We start from the raw sequence: 13,550 nt of genomic DNA, 5'->3' as shown, positions 1-13,550 counted from the left end.
ATATGCTTAATCGTTAAACGTGCTTGGTAGCTCTACAAATTCAACCCAGTATTTACCTAACGTTTTCATCAACTCAACTAAACCATCAAAAGTTACTGGCTTGGTAATATATGACGCCGCACCTAAATCGTAACCTTTAACCATATCCTCTTCTTGCTTTGAAGTAGTTAAAATAACAACGGGAATACCTTTTAAATTAGGGTTGGCTTTAATCGCTTGAAGTGCTTCACGTCCATCCATTCTCGGCATGTTTAAGTCGAGTAAAATCAAGCCAGGTCTTGGTGACAGGGTTTTATCTTCAAACTTGCCTGTACGCTCTAAATACTCTAAAAGCTCTACACCGTCTTCAACAAAGTGTAATTCATTTAAAACGCGACTTTCAGCGAGAGCATCTTGGGTTAATAAACGATCATCTTCATCATCGTCTGCCATTAAAATGGTAATGGGTTTTACGTTTGTTAATGGCATATTATGCCTCTCCTTGTAATGTGAATAACTCTGCATCCACAGGTAGTTTAATAATGAAGGTTGCGCCTTCGTTAGGGGTGCTTATTGCTGTAATAGTTCCTCCATGTCGCTCTACAATTCTGCGACATACAGATAATCCAACGCCGGTTCCTTTATATTGAGAACGCCCATGTAAACGCTGAAATGGCACAAATATTTTATCTGCATACTCAGCTGAAAAGCCGATACCATTATCTTTTACAGTAATAACATGCCAACTTACTTTACTATTATGGTCTTCACTAAACTCGCTAATTCGTTCAAAGCTAATATCAATAACAGGGTTTACGTTAGGCGCTCTAAACTTAACAGCATTTGAAATTAAGTTTAAAAACAGCTGATGCATTTGACTCGGATCAGCCTGAATGATTGGCATATCAACCGTTATCACTTGCGCATTAGACTCGTTAATGGCTATTTCTAAATCGCTTAAAACATCATTAAGTATGCTATTTAGATTGGTGTCGGTAAAATCTTTACCTCGAGTTGTTACTCGAGAGAACTCTAATAAATCATTAATTAAATTAGACATGCGCTGCGCAGCATTTTTCATTCGAGCAATGTAGTCAGTTCCTTTTTCACCTAACTCGTCTTTAAACATGCTTTCAAGACGATCGCTAAATGCTTGAATTTTTCTCAGCGGCTCTTGCAAGTCATGACTGGCAACAAAAGCAAACTCTTCTAACTCACGGTTACTGCGACTTAACTCATCAGAATATAACGTAAGTTCTTGGGTACGTTCGGTCACTTTACTGGCTAAGGTTTCGTTTTGCATTTCGAGCTCAGCTCGATATACCGCCGCATTTTTTAAGTTAAGCCGCGCAAGTAAAAACATACCACCAATAAGTAAAGCACTCGTGATGGCTGTAATTGCAAAAGTGATTTTTGCCTCGTTTTTTATTTGCGCTAATTTAGAAAAGTGACTGACTTTAAATAACAGCTCTCGATCTTGAATATCATTAACAAGTACACGAATCTCTCGGTATAGGTCACGCCCTTTATGAGAGTTGAGTATGAGCATTGCACGTTCTTCTTTGTCATTTAATGCTAATTGAACTGTGCTTTTAAGCTCAGCAATTTTACTATCAACTAATAAAATTAACGTTGCAATACGCTCAGCTTGCCCCTCAATTTCAGAGTTTAAAGAGCGAACATAATCGGTTTGCGATTCAATTTGTGCAATCGCATCGTAATAGGGAACTAAGTAATCATCGTCCTGCGTTAATAAATACCCGCGCTGCCCTGATTCAGCCTGCACTACAGAGAGATGCATTTGCTCAATGGCTGTACTTAGCATATTAGTATTATCTAAACTTTGCTGAGTACGCGTTAAGCCTTGTATGGTATTAACCGCTAAAAATGCATTACCTACAATAATGCATAGTATTATGGAGATAAATAACGCCCATATAACATTTGCTTTGCCTTGCTGTTTGCGTTTAATCATTTATCGTCCTGGTTTTTATTATTTTGAGTCTGAAATAAGCTGTAAACTGTCACTACATGCTTGGCAATTAACAATTATTTTATCGAGTGCCTCGAGTGCTTTTTCGACGGGCATATCGTTTTCAAGTACTAGCTTGATAAGCTCAGCATTCATTGAAATACGATTTAACGGTGCTCGCGCATCATGTACTAGTTCGTTTAAAGGCTTTATTTGTTTAGTTAATGCCATACTATCCTCATGTTATTTTATTTATATTCGCCAATGCCACCATATGCGTTAAGGCGGTTATAAAGCGTTTTAGTACTTATACCTAACATTTGTGCAGCCAATGTTTTATTACCTTGTACTTTATCGAGTGTTGCATGAATAAGCTCTTTTTCAACTTCTTCAATGGTTTGCCCTGCAGAAACCTGATTTTCCTGAGCTTGATTATTTACTCGTGAAAAAGGTGACTCTAGGTTATTTGGCAGTGCCACATCGCTTGTTTGTGGATCGCTCATAATAAAAGCGCGGTGAATAGCGTGACGAAGTTCGCGTACATTACCTGGCCAGTCGTACGTTTGAAGCTCTTTAAGTTGCTCGTTCGTCCAGCTAAAAGCAGTGCCATTTTCGTCATTTAACTGCTCTAAAAAAACTTTTGCCAGTAATGGAATATCGTCTTTTCGTTCACGTAATGGCGGTATATCAATAGGAAATACGGCAAGCCTAAAGTAAATATCTTCACGTAAAATATTATTTTGGGCTAAATCGATTAAAGAACGGTTGGTCGCAGAAATAACGCGGCAGTTAGTTGGAATTTCTCGGTTGCCACCTACCCTTGTTACTTTTTTTGTTTCTAATACGCGCAATAAATTAGGCTGCATGCCAATGGGCATTTCAGTGACTTCATCTAAAAATAAGGTGCCATTATTTGCCTGTTCAAACACGCCCTCTTTGCGGGCTATCGCCCCTGTAAAGGCACCTTTTTCATGACCAAATAATTCACTGCCAATAAGCTCTTTTGAAAGGGCGCCACAGTTGCTAGCAACTAAAGGTCCTTCGCATTGACTGGCATTATGAATCGCTTGTGCAACCACTTCTTTACCGGCACCACTTTCACCTACTAACATTACGTTAGCCTGTGTTTTAGCAACACGTTCTATCATAGTATAGAGCTTTTGCATTGCCTCAGATTCACCAATTAAGGTATCAAAATGATGGGTGATAGCGTTTTTCTTAGCTTTTTTAACAGTTTTTTTAGAACCATTTAAAACCAGTTCTAAATCTTCTCGCTGCAGCGGCTTTAATAAATGCGTTACATTGGGCTCACACATATCGGCTAAAATCCCCTTAACCGATGGGTGCCCTGAAATAAGCGTGACTTTAGGAGATTGACCAATCATTTTCAAATGATCTAATAAGTGCAAGCCGCTACCATCGGGTAACATGAAATCCAGTAATATATGATCAAAGGAATTATTCTCAAACCACTGATGCGCTTCTTCTAAACTGGTTGCAGTTTGAATATTATGCCCAAGAAACTCAACAATGTGACAAATAACATCACTAAATTCGATGTCGTCATCAACTAAAAGTATATTTAACATGATTAATCCCTATGCTTTTTTATTATTCTACTCACCCCTTTCAACAAATGAAAGATATACAGAGCATGGTCAAAACAATGACATTTTATTTTTTTATAATTCGCTATTATAACTAAAGATATATGTATAAGCGCTGAAATTAACAAGCTTTGCAGCTAATTACTTTTTAACAATGAAGTAATTAATATAACCAGCTGATATAATTTACCTTTATTGTTGGAGTCGTTATGCGCTTATTAAAAACCACTATTCACCCCACTATTAATATTACTCATGGTTGTCAGTTTACTCGCCCTACTGCTCGCGCAATTGTATTTAAACAACAGCATATTTTATTAATGTACACTCAGCGCTATGACGATTTCAGTTTACCCGGTGGTGGCATAGACTCAAATGAAAGCATTGAACAAGGACTTATCAGAGAGCTTAATGAAGAAACTGGCGCGCAAAATATAAAAATTTGCAGTGAGTTTGGCCTCTATGAAGAATATCGTCCTTGGTACAAAGATGACTTTGATATTATTCATATAAAGTCATACTGTTATGTATGCGAAATTAACGAACAACTCGGCCAAGCACAGCTTGAGCACTATGAGCAACAAAATGGTATGCAAGCTAAATGGGTAAATATTTTTGAGGCGATAGCTCACAACGAACGCACATTAGCTAATAGCGATAAACAAGGATTGTCGATTATTCGAGAAACCTTTTTATTAAAAGAAATTGCCAAACAGTTCTTTTAATAAGTTTACATTGCTGCATTTTACGTTCCTATTTGAGGTTCAGCAAGACTTTTTTTTACTAATATAAAATCGATATAAACCAAATAAGTTACTACTTAAAAATAGGCTTTCCATAATTATTGCCACAGGGGAGCCAGCAAAAATATTATGCGTTATCCAAAAAGAGGTTCCCACCACCATACATAACCTTAAGTGCAAGTCTCTATTTTGAAATGAAGCAATGGTTTGTATTAATGTCGCCACCAGCGCAAAGCCACTAAACCAATCTTGCCATGTTAAATAAACGGCTAAACAACTCACTGCCATAAATCCAAACATGACCCAAGTATGCTTAAAGTATATGCAGTAAAAATAACGTAACGCGGCAATAAGCATTAAGCAGGCGGCACTGTTATAACCCAAAATAAAAAAGTGGACTGAGGTTAATAACACAGAGGTAAATAAACAACATAAGATAATGCGTCGGGACTTAAACTGAAATGAAGCTAAGTCGAGTAAAGTCGCGACGGCAACCAATGATTGGGCAATTAAAAACATAACACTCCAAGGCACTTAAGGCATAAAAATGAGGAGTGTATAGTGCTTTATATAAACAGCACTTAACTTAAGTTAAGTCGCTTACGAATTCGTGATAACGAAATGGCCGAAATACCTATATACATAGCCACTTGGCTTAAGCTTAACTGCGCCAACCAATGCGGTTTATGTTTAAGCAAGTAACAGTATCGCTGCTCGGGGCTGTTGAGTAATAAAAATGCTTCTTTGGCTTCTTTAAATATTAGTTGCTGCGCAATGAGCTGCTGCTTAATGAGTTGGTACTGTGCTTGCTCAAATAGTGTTAGCGGTACTTTAATTACACTTGCCTCATTAATTACTTTTAATTGATAAAAAGCGGGGCTTGAGGTCATCCAATTGGCAAACAGCAATGCAAACTCATTTTTAAAATAAAACTCTTTGCATTTTTGCCCGCCATCAATATCATCATGAATAGCACCTAAAACCCCCTCCATAATTAAATAGCCATAACGCTGTACATCGCCTTGGGGCAATAACACGGTATTGCGCGCGACAAGCTGTTGAGGGTAAATACCTGCCAATTGTGATTTAAGCTTATTTATAAGCACTTCGTAACTATCGCCAAGCGATAAAAGTGGGTTGTCAGACATTAAACATTACCATTTTTCCATTAAAATATGCGTAATATCCGCAGCTGATACCCCCACCCTAGGCACATACTTCTGACCACACCATAAAGGCGAAAAATCACTTTGGCCTGCTTTTTCAGCGCATGTTCTTAATGCTGTTATTGCGCTACTAGCGTGAGGAAACGAAGGCACGCCCTCAGGCATAGTACCTAACTCGAGCATGACGCGGTTTTGAATACCCCGCGCGGCTCGACCAGAGAACAAAGTAGTAAGCGCGGTGCTATCTTGAGCCTGCTCTAAAATAGCTTGCTGATGTAAAGCAGATGTTTTTGCCTCTTTACATAATAAATAAGCGCTACCAACTTGAACTCCACTTACCCCCAGCGCTTTCATATGCTTTACATCATCTGGCATTGCAATACCTCCTGCAGCAATAATCGGTAATGATAAATGCTCAACACAACGCTTAACTAACTGCTCAGTGGTTTGTTGCAAGCTTAAATCCATTGATAAAAAATGCCCTCGATGCCCACCAGCTTCTAAACCTTGAGCAATAACAGCATCAGCGCCATTTTCACTGAGCCAAATAGCTTCATCTAAAGTGGTCGCCGTTGAAATTACTTTAGCGCCCCAGTTTTTTATTTGCGCCACAATAGCGTGCTCAGGTAAACCAAAATGAAAACTCACAACTGCAGGTTTATAGGGAGCAATAATATCTACAACGGCTTGGTTTATAGGCTGACGGGATGCCTCTGCGGTTAAACTTTGCGGATCAATTTCATACTCTGCAAAATAAGGGGTCAGCATATTATGCCATTGCTGCTTTTGTTGGCTGGTGTAATCTGTAACCGTGTGACAAAAAAAGTTTAGATTAAATGGTTTATCTGTTTTTTGAGTAAGCATGTCGAGCTGTTCAACTAACTGTGCTGGCGTTAACATAGCGCAAGGCAACGACCCTAGCCCGCCAGCTTCACAAACGCTTGCAGCCAACTCAACGCTTTGTACGCCCGCCATGGGCGCTTGAATAAGAGGTAAATCGATATTAAACAATGACTGTATCATCTAACTACTCCCTGTAACTTTTTCAACAACTTGCAGTATTTACAGAACCATAGCAAAAACAACGAACAAACAAAATCTAGATTTTTGTATGAAGTAATATAAAAACCATTATTAACAAAAAGTTATGAACTATTATAAACTATCACCCAACTGGCTTTGGTTTTGCACCTACCCTATTACATAATTTGTTAGGAGGTAAAATGAGTAACACAGTAGATACGATCAATCCAGCAACTGAGCAAGTCATCAATAGCTATACGCTGCTTTCTCAAGCTCAAGCAGAACAAGTGATCGAAAAGTCTCATGAAACATACTTAACATGGCGATTAACCTCGTTTACTGAGCGCGCTAAATACCTGAATAAGCTAGCCTCTTTATTTGAAGAGCAAAAAGAAGCGCTTGCTAAACTGATGACCGAAGAAATGGGTAAAGTGTACGAACAAGGCTTTCAAGAAGTGCAGCTTTGTGCTGACATTTGCCGTTATACCGCAGAACATGGCGCCGATATGCTGAGCGACGAAGAACGCGATATGCATGGCGGTCGTGCAATTATAAGTTATCGCCCCACTGGCGTGTTGCTAGGTATTCAGCCATGGAACTTCCCACTTTATCAAGTTATTAGATACAGTGCCGCAAATATTATGGCGGGTAATACCACGGTATTAAAACACGCGGGCAATGTGTTTGGTATGGCTGAAAAAATAGATACCTTATTTAAACAAGCTGGGTTCCCTGAGCATTGCTTTAGTAACTTACTAATTGATGGAAAAACAGCCAGCGCACTTATCTCTCATAAACACATTAGTGGCGTTACCTTCACAGGAAGTGATGGCACAGGCAAAAAAGTAGCTGAGCAGGCCGGTAAGCACGTTAAAAAAACCGTACTAGAACTGGGTAGTAATGACGCTTATGTTGTACTTGATGATGCTGACCTCGCACTGGCAGTTAAAACCTGTTTGCAGGGCCGCATTATTAACAATGGCCAAACCTGTGTGGCTGCCAAGCGTTTTGTGGTAGTTGACTCATTATACAATGACTTTAAAGAAGCACTGAGCCAGCAATTTAAAGCAATTAAAATGGGCGACCCTATGGATAAAGATACTGAACTGGGCCCTATGGCACGAGAAGATTTACGCGACAAAATTCATCAGCAAGTGCAAGACTCGGTAAATGCAGGCGCAAAAGTAATTGTAGGCGGCGAAATTCCGCAGCAAACAGGCTATTACTACCCACCTACAGTACTAGAAAATTTATCACCAGGGATGCCTGCATATGATGACGAATTATTTGGCCCTGTGGCATCTTTGATTAAAGCCAAAGATAATGACGACGCTATGCGTATTGCCAACGACTCCCGTTATGGACTAGGCGGCGGTATCTTTTCAAAAGATGAGAAAAAAGCCATTGAGCTGGCTAAAAAGCATTTTGATACCGGTATGATCAACATAAACGGTTACGGACTCGCACAACCGAACCTACCATTTGGCGGTGTTAAAGACAGTGGCTATGGCAGAGAACATGGCGGCTTTGGTATTCGCGAGTTTGTGAATGTTAAAAGCATCATGATTAATAGCTAATATCAGGTATCTGGTTAATAAAACTAAACACCGCGCTTGTAATAAGCGCGGTGTTTTTTGCCTGATAAATCTAAAAACCTGAATTGGGCTGTTTTAAAAACTCGCGTTCTTCTTCTGTAGACTCCCGCCCCAGTATTTTATTACGATGCGGGTAACGATTAAATCTATCGATAATCGCTTTATGTTGATACTCAAAGTCTAAGTTATTTTGAATACCTAACGCCTTAAATAACCGGACTGCTTCCTTATGAATTAACTGCGATTCGCTGTGCATAAAAGGCATATACAAAAATACTCGCTGCTCATCCGTCAACCTCTTATCAAACCCTTTTTTAATGGCCGATTGTGCTAACGCTAAAGCCATTGAATCACAGGCGAATGATGCTGGCTTGTCACGATAAATATTTCGCGAGAACTGATCAAGCACGATAATTTCAGCTAGGCTGCCTAATGCACTCTCACGCCATTGAAATAACTCACTCGCACTCGCTTGCTGGTGTAATTGGCCAAAACGAGCCTCAATCATCAAATCAAACGCCTCGTCTTTTTGCCACCACTGCTTTGGCTCAAGCTCAGTAAACCAAAAGTCGATAATTTTATTAAACATAATGAATCTCTTTGTTAATTAACACTCAACTAAATAGCTCGCTATATAAAATCCCGCAAATTTAAAAGCACGACCCTAATGTATTAACTTTGCCTTTCGCCTAAAGCCTTTAACCTAACACCTGTACTTAATCTAGCCTTTTTCAAACCTAGGCACTTTACGTTTATCGGCTTTGCTCATAGCAAGCTCTTGTATGTCTTGCTGTTTAAGCTCGCTGGGCTTTGTTTCGAGTGATTGCTGATTAGCATCTTCATAAACAAGTTCGGTAAGCAGAGCAAAGTGATCGGAGCCATATTTAGCAACACGTTTGATACGCTTTACAGTAAAACCTGTAGAGTGAAATAAGTGATCGAGCGGCCAGCGCATAAAAAAGTAACCAGCATGAAAAGTGTTATAAAAGCCCCGTCCTTTACGTGGGTCTAAAAAGCCACTGATTTGCATAAATAAACGGGTGCTGCGTGACCAAGCTACATCATTTAAATCGCCGGCGACTATCGTTGGGCGGCTTGGATTTTTAAGCGCTTTAGCCACCATTATTAGTTCGCTATCGCGCGGACGCGATGAATCTTTTTCTGTTGGGCTTGGTGGCGCGGGATGAATAAAATGCCCCTGCATTTTTAGCCCTTGGTGGTTTTCAAATAAAATATGAATAGAGGGAATATTATCTTCTATGAGTTCACAAATTTGTGCATCGAGTATGTTAAATTTACTAAATACATGCATGCCGTAACGATTATCTTTTGGGCACTGTACTTGATAAGGGTAGTTTTTTTTAAGCACAGATAACTTATCTTGCCACCAGCTATCGCTTTCTAAGGTGATAAGTAAATCGGGCTGATATTTATCGACTAAGTTAATTAACTGCTCACTATGTCGATTCGACATCAGTACATTAGCGCATAAGATTCTGATGCTATGATCACTACTTTTTGGCGCTGTTAATACTTCTTTTTTAGCAAACCAAGTGTAGGGATAAATCCACTTAGCTTGCAAAACTAAAATAACAAAAGCGACCACCGCTACGAGTGAGTATGCAATTAAGTCGATTTGCCACATACCTATTAGTGCAACGATAATTACAGCGCTTGCTAGGTAGCACACCTGCAAACGCACAAAGTCGCAACTTCGTATCAAGTAATGCTGACTGTATGACAGGGGTAATAAGGTTATTAATAACAACAAGCCAGTAACTATGACCAATACAGTGAGCATTTATAAATCCTAATAGCGCTGTAAAATAGAGAGTATTTCACGAGTGTCGTGCACTAGGTGAATAATAGTGCGATCAATTTCAACTCGCACTGTGTCTCTTTCTCGGTCTATTACTCTAGCACGCTTATAAATGTCATGCTCAAGGATATCACCTTGATGATAAGATCTGTGCCACCCTGGTGGAGTCCACCCTTGACGAATTAACTGCTTGGCTTGTTTCTTAGAAAGCCATTTTTTATTATGGTATTGGTTATTTTTTTGCTTTTTCCAGTGATGCTTGTTTGCGTGTTTATTCGCATGCTTGCCTGCATGTTTGTCTTTGTGTGGTACAGCAAATGCGTTTGTTGCCGTTAGCGCAAAAACCATTAATAAAATACTGATTAATGTTTTCATGGCTGTTCTCCAGTGTGGTTATTACTGAAGATTATTAACGCTTAAGCCTGAACAACACATGAAACCCTAAAGTTAGCGCTGTTTGTACTGTGTTTTACAATGACTGCGTATAATCGCGGGGTCGCGCAACTTTAGGTGTTTAGTTTTACGCCCGGCATGGCGTTTACGCCATACTTTAAATGAGCCACTAGATATGTGGTCACGCATAAAATTAACTAATTGAGAGTAATTTAGCCCATACAGATTTTCAATGGCTTCAAACGGTGTTCTATCTTCCCATGCCATTTCTATAATGCGTGATTGCTGTTCTTGGTTAAACATATTTATTCCAAATTCTGTTGATACGCAAAAGTTAAATTTAGCGATCATCACTTGCTTGTGATGTTAAAAATATAACCTCTTTTCATTTATTAACTTTAATTAAGTGTATGATTAATCTACACACTGAAACCGGAGCTAAAAGGATGTTTACAAAACTACCTAAGTGGGTCGAATATGGTGCGTTTACCCTCGCTTTTATTGCCGGTATGGTAAACGCAGTAGGTTTATTAGGGTTTGAACAGCAAGCAATTTCTCATGTTTCGGGGTCGGTGACTTCATTAGCTATTGAACTTACTACCAACATCAATGCAGCGTTATTTTTAATTGCGATTGTACTGAGCTTTATATTTGGCTCGGCATTAACAGGCTTAATGCTCTCAGGCGGGTCACTTAAGTTAGGACGCCATTACGATACGCTCTTATTTATTGAGGGTATTTTACTACTGGTAAGCGCACAGCTACTTCAACATTCATATCCTTACGCACTTACACTCGCCTCTGCCGCCTGCGGCTTACAAAATGCTTTAGCCACTAACTACAGCGGTGCTGTAGTGCGTACTACTCATTTAACCGGTATTTTTACCGATTTGGGTTTGATGTTTGGTAAAGCCTTAAAAGGAGAAGCTTTTGACAATAGAAAATGCTTGGTCTTTACATTAATTGTTGCCGGTTTTTTAACCGGTGGAGTGGTGGGCGTATTGCTATTTAAACATTACTCAGTGCTCACTTTAGTTTTTCCGGGTATTTTTTGTATTGTTTTATCGATTACTTATCGGGTTTATAGGTTGAGTGTGCTTTAACCAATTCACAAACTCCCCTACCCTAAACTTATCAACTTGCCGATGTGCTGGAATTTATGAAATATTACTATTTACCCTCTTTATTGTTATGCAGTCAGTTAAGTTTAATTAATAGTGCGTGTGCTGAAGATACCGCGCAATCAATTGAACGTATCACCACCACAGCATCACGTAGTGAAGCGCTCTCCACCCCATTACCTTTGGTGATCAGTGTATTAAGCGAATCACAACTTGAGCTTATAGCCCCTACCCATGTAGAAGAAGCACTGCAACGCGTTGCAGGTGCCAATATACAACGTGGTAATGGTCAAGAATATTTACCCGCCCTGCGCTCGCAGGTGCTTTCTGGTACGGGGGCTTGTGGAGGGATTTTAACTGCTGAAGATGGTATTGCACTTCGTGCAGCTGGGTTTTGCAATATTAATGAGCTGTTTGAAGCACATAGCGAAATGGCACAGCGTATTGAGGTATTAAAAGGCCCAGGCTCTGCACTGTATGGCTCAAATGCAGTGCATGGCGTAATTAACGTCATTACACCAGACACAACCCAAGGTGGTGGTTTACTGGGTGTTGATTATGGCTCTTACGGTTATGCTCGCTATAAATTGCGTGCAGGCCATGCTATGGATAATTCAGGGTTCGGTATTAATGCCAGCTTTACCGATGATGGCGGTTACCGAGATGATGAAAGCGTTAAACAACAAAAAATAAATGTGCGACATCGGTACGCTAACAACAACTTAAGTTTAATATCGGGGTTGACCTATACCGACTTAGACCAACAAACCGCAGGGTATATTAGTGGCTTTCAAAGCTATAAAGATGAAGATATTGCACAGCAAAATTTTGATCCTGACGCCTTTAGAAAAGCCCGTTCGCTTAGGGCTTGGAGTAAAGCAAGCTGGCAATTAGGTGAGAACACACTGGTTGTTACTCCTTATATTCGTGACCAAAGCATGGACTTTTTCAAACACTTTTTACCCGGTACTCCGCTCGAAAAAAACAGTCAAATGGGGTTTGGCCTACAATCGCTTTATCAACATTATGTGAACGACAATACGAACTTAAAGCTTGGCTTTGATGGTGAGTTTACCCAAGCCGATTTTTTACAAACCCAAGATAACCCCACCCAAGGCTCTGCGTTTTTAGTGGCCACTGTGCCGCAAGGTAAACATTACGATTACCAAGTCGATGCAACCTTATACGCTCCATTTGCCGCTATTGATTGGCAGCTTAATGACTGGCTTATTACCGCTGGGCTGCGTTATGAGCACATGCAATATGACTATCAAAATAATATGCTTGCAGGGCGTACAAAAGAGGATGGCAACGAATGTGGTTTTGGTGGCTGTCGTTATAGCCGCCCCGAAAGCACTAAAAACAGCTTTAGTAATCTTTCGCCAAAACTCGGGGTGAGCTATCAGCTTAATACTAACAATACATTATACGCTAATTTTTCAAGAGGCTATCGAGCCCCCCAAGCGGCTGAACTCTATCAATTACAGCGCGAGCAAAGTACTGCCGACTTAGACGCAGAAATAGCTAATAATGCTGAGGTGGGTATTAAAGGGATGTACAACAATACTCGCTATGGCTTATCGATGTATGCGATGAGCAAGCACAATACCATCTACCGCGACAGTGACTTTTTTACTGTTAATGACGGCCAAACTCGGCATCGCGGTATTGAGCTTGAATTAGCGCATAGCTTTAATCAGCATTTATCTGTTAATTTTGCAGGCACCTATGCCAAGCATACGTACTCGAATGAGCAAATTATTGGCAGCATTAATATTAAAGGTAACGATATTGATACCGCACCTCGAAAGGTTGCTAATATCGATTTTAACTGGCAAGCCAACGAGAGTATTAGTCTTGCGTTGCAATGGCACTATGTGGGCCGCTACTTTACCGACCCTGAAAACTTACATGAATATCAAGGCCACGATATTTTAAGCTTGCGCGGCCAGTGGCAAATTAGCCCACATTTATTACTCAGTGCGCGAATAATAAATCTAACAGACACTGCTTACGCTGAGCGCGCCGATTACACCAGTTTTACTGGCGAGCGTTACTTCCCAGGAAAACCGCGTAATGCCATGATTTCGGCAACTTATAATTGGTAGGCAACTAGGGCGTGTTGATCTTTG

General features: G+C 40.0%; 15 protein-coding genes. 4 read left to right on the top strand and 11 right to left on the bottom strand.

The features are described from left to right. Nucleotides 1-6: 6 nt before the first annotated feature. Genes CWC30_RS00485 through CWC30_RS00470 form a run of 4 tightly spaced genes read right to left on the bottom strand, consistent with a single transcriptional unit; the run spans nucleotide 7 to nucleotide 3,540 of the window. Nucleotides 7-468 (bottom strand): response regulator, encoded by a 462-nt coding sequence (locus CWC30_RS00485; RefSeq protein ID WP_069439234.1) that lies wholly within the window; start codon nucleotides 466-468, stop codon nucleotides 7-9. 1 nt (nucleotide 469) lies between these two features. Beyond that, the gene (locus CWC30_RS00480; RefSeq protein WP_069439235.1) at nucleotides 470-1,954 is read right to left on the bottom strand and encodes a sensor histidine kinase; all 1,485 of its coding nucleotides are present in this window, start codon (nucleotides 1,952-1,954) and stop codon (nucleotides 470-472) included. A gap of 18 nt (nucleotides 1,955-1,972) precedes the next feature. Further along, entirely contained in the window at nucleotides 1,973-2,182 is a 210-nt protein-coding gene (locus CWC30_RS00475) for a hypothetical protein (RefSeq protein WP_028834349.1), read from the bottom strand. 17 nt (nucleotides 2,183-2,199) lie between these two features. Further along, the gene (locus tag CWC30_RS00470) at nucleotides 2,200-3,540 is read right to left on the bottom strand and encodes a sigma-54-dependent transcriptional regulator (protein WP_036979949.1); all 1,341 of its coding nucleotides are present in this window, start codon (nucleotides 3,538-3,540) and stop codon (nucleotides 2,200-2,202) included. 227 nt (nucleotides 3,541-3,767) lie between these two features. Here CWC30_RS00470 and CWC30_RS00465 point away from each other — a divergent pair, with 227 nt between their 5' ends. After that, nucleotides 3,768-4,283, top strand: coding sequence for an NUDIX hydrolase (locus tag CWC30_RS00465; RefSeq protein ID WP_138626123.1), 516 nt, complete (start codon nucleotides 3,768-3,770; stop codon nucleotides 4,281-4,283). Between the two features lie 39 nt (nucleotides 4,284-4,322). Here the strand turns inward: CWC30_RS00465 and CWC30_RS00460 are convergent, their stop codons facing one another. The 3 genes from CWC30_RS00460 to CWC30_RS00450 all read right to left on the bottom strand — a co-directional run bounded on the left by CWC30_RS00460 (nucleotide 4,323) and on the right by CWC30_RS00450 (nucleotide 6,490). Next, a complete protein-coding gene (locus CWC30_RS00460) occupies nucleotides 4,323-4,820 on the bottom strand; it encodes a YgjV family protein (RefSeq protein WP_036979954.1) in 498 nt (165 codons plus the stop codon). 62 nt (nucleotides 4,821-4,882) lie between these two features. Next, the gene (locus tag CWC30_RS00455; protein WP_036979957.1) at nucleotides 4,883-5,449 is read right to left on the bottom strand and encodes a Crp/Fnr family transcriptional regulator; all 567 of its coding nucleotides are present in this window, start codon (nucleotides 5,447-5,449) and stop codon (nucleotides 4,883-4,885) included. 6 nt (nucleotides 5,450-5,455) lie between these two features. Continuing rightward, nucleotides 5,456-6,490 (bottom strand): NAD(P)H-dependent flavin oxidoreductase, encoded by a 1,035-nt coding sequence (locus CWC30_RS00450; protein WP_138626122.1) that lies wholly within the window; start codon nucleotides 6,488-6,490, stop codon nucleotides 5,456-5,458. A 200-nt stretch (nucleotides 6,491-6,690) separates the two neighbouring features. On the opposite strand from CWC30_RS00450, the gene CWC30_RS00445 reads away from it, so the two are divergent. After that, a complete protein-coding gene (locus tag CWC30_RS00445) occupies nucleotides 6,691-8,067 on the top strand; it encodes an NAD-dependent succinate-semialdehyde dehydrogenase (RefSeq protein WP_138626121.1) in 1,377 nt (458 codons plus the stop codon). A 70-nt stretch (nucleotides 8,068-8,137) separates the two neighbouring features. Here the strand turns inward: CWC30_RS00445 and CWC30_RS00440 are convergent, their stop codons facing one another. The 4 genes from CWC30_RS00440 to CWC30_RS00425 form a co-directional block, all read right to left on the bottom strand. Beyond that, complete coding sequence (locus CWC30_RS00440) at nucleotides 8,138-8,674, bottom strand: DUF924 family protein (protein ID WP_138626120.1); 537 nt, start codon at nucleotides 8,672-8,674, stop codon at nucleotides 8,138-8,140. Between the two features lie 132 nt (nucleotides 8,675-8,806). Further along, nucleotides 8,807-9,886 carry an endonuclease/exonuclease/phosphatase family protein gene (locus CWC30_RS00435; protein WP_138626119.1) on the bottom strand — a complete coding sequence of 360 codons (1,080 nt, stop codon included), beginning with the start codon at nucleotides 9,884-9,886 and terminating at the stop codon, nucleotides 8,807-8,809. Between the two features lie 9 nt (nucleotides 9,887-9,895). Next, on the bottom strand, nucleotides 9,896-10,279 hold the full coding sequence (locus CWC30_RS00430; protein WP_138626118.1) for a hypothetical protein: 384 nt from the start codon (nucleotides 10,277-10,279) through the stop codon (nucleotides 9,896-9,898). Nucleotides 10,280-10,351: 72 nt separating this feature from the next. Then, nucleotides 10,352-10,600: a TIGR03643 family protein gene (locus CWC30_RS00425; protein ID WP_069439242.1), complete on the bottom strand. Its 249-nt coding sequence runs from the start codon at nucleotides 10,598-10,600 to the stop codon at nucleotides 10,352-10,354. A 143-nt stretch (nucleotides 10,601-10,743) separates the two neighbouring features. Here CWC30_RS00425 and CWC30_RS00420 point away from each other — a divergent pair, with 143 nt between their 5' ends. Together CWC30_RS00420 and CWC30_RS00415 are read left to right on the top strand one after the other, a co-directional pair. Further along, entirely contained in the window at nucleotides 10,744-11,400 is a 657-nt protein-coding gene (locus CWC30_RS00420) for a YoaK family protein (protein ID WP_036979974.1), read from the top strand. 56 nt (nucleotides 11,401-11,456) lie between these two features. Beyond that, nucleotides 11,457-13,526 carry a TonB-dependent receptor gene (locus CWC30_RS00415; protein WP_138626117.1) on the top strand — a complete coding sequence of 690 codons (2,070 nt, stop codon included), beginning with the start codon at nucleotides 11,457-11,459 and terminating at the stop codon, nucleotides 13,524-13,526. The last annotated feature ends 24 nt before the right edge of the window (nucleotides 13,527-13,550 follow it).

The sequence above is a fragment of the Pseudoalteromonas sp. S4741 genome (assembly GCF_005886135.1).
Lineage (GTDB): Bacteria > Pseudomonadota > Gammaproteobacteria > Enterobacterales > Alteromonadaceae > Pseudoalteromonas > Pseudoalteromonas tetraodonis.
The sequence above is the reverse complement of the archived record's forward strand: the minus strand, read 5'-3'. Positions and strand labels throughout refer to the sequence as shown.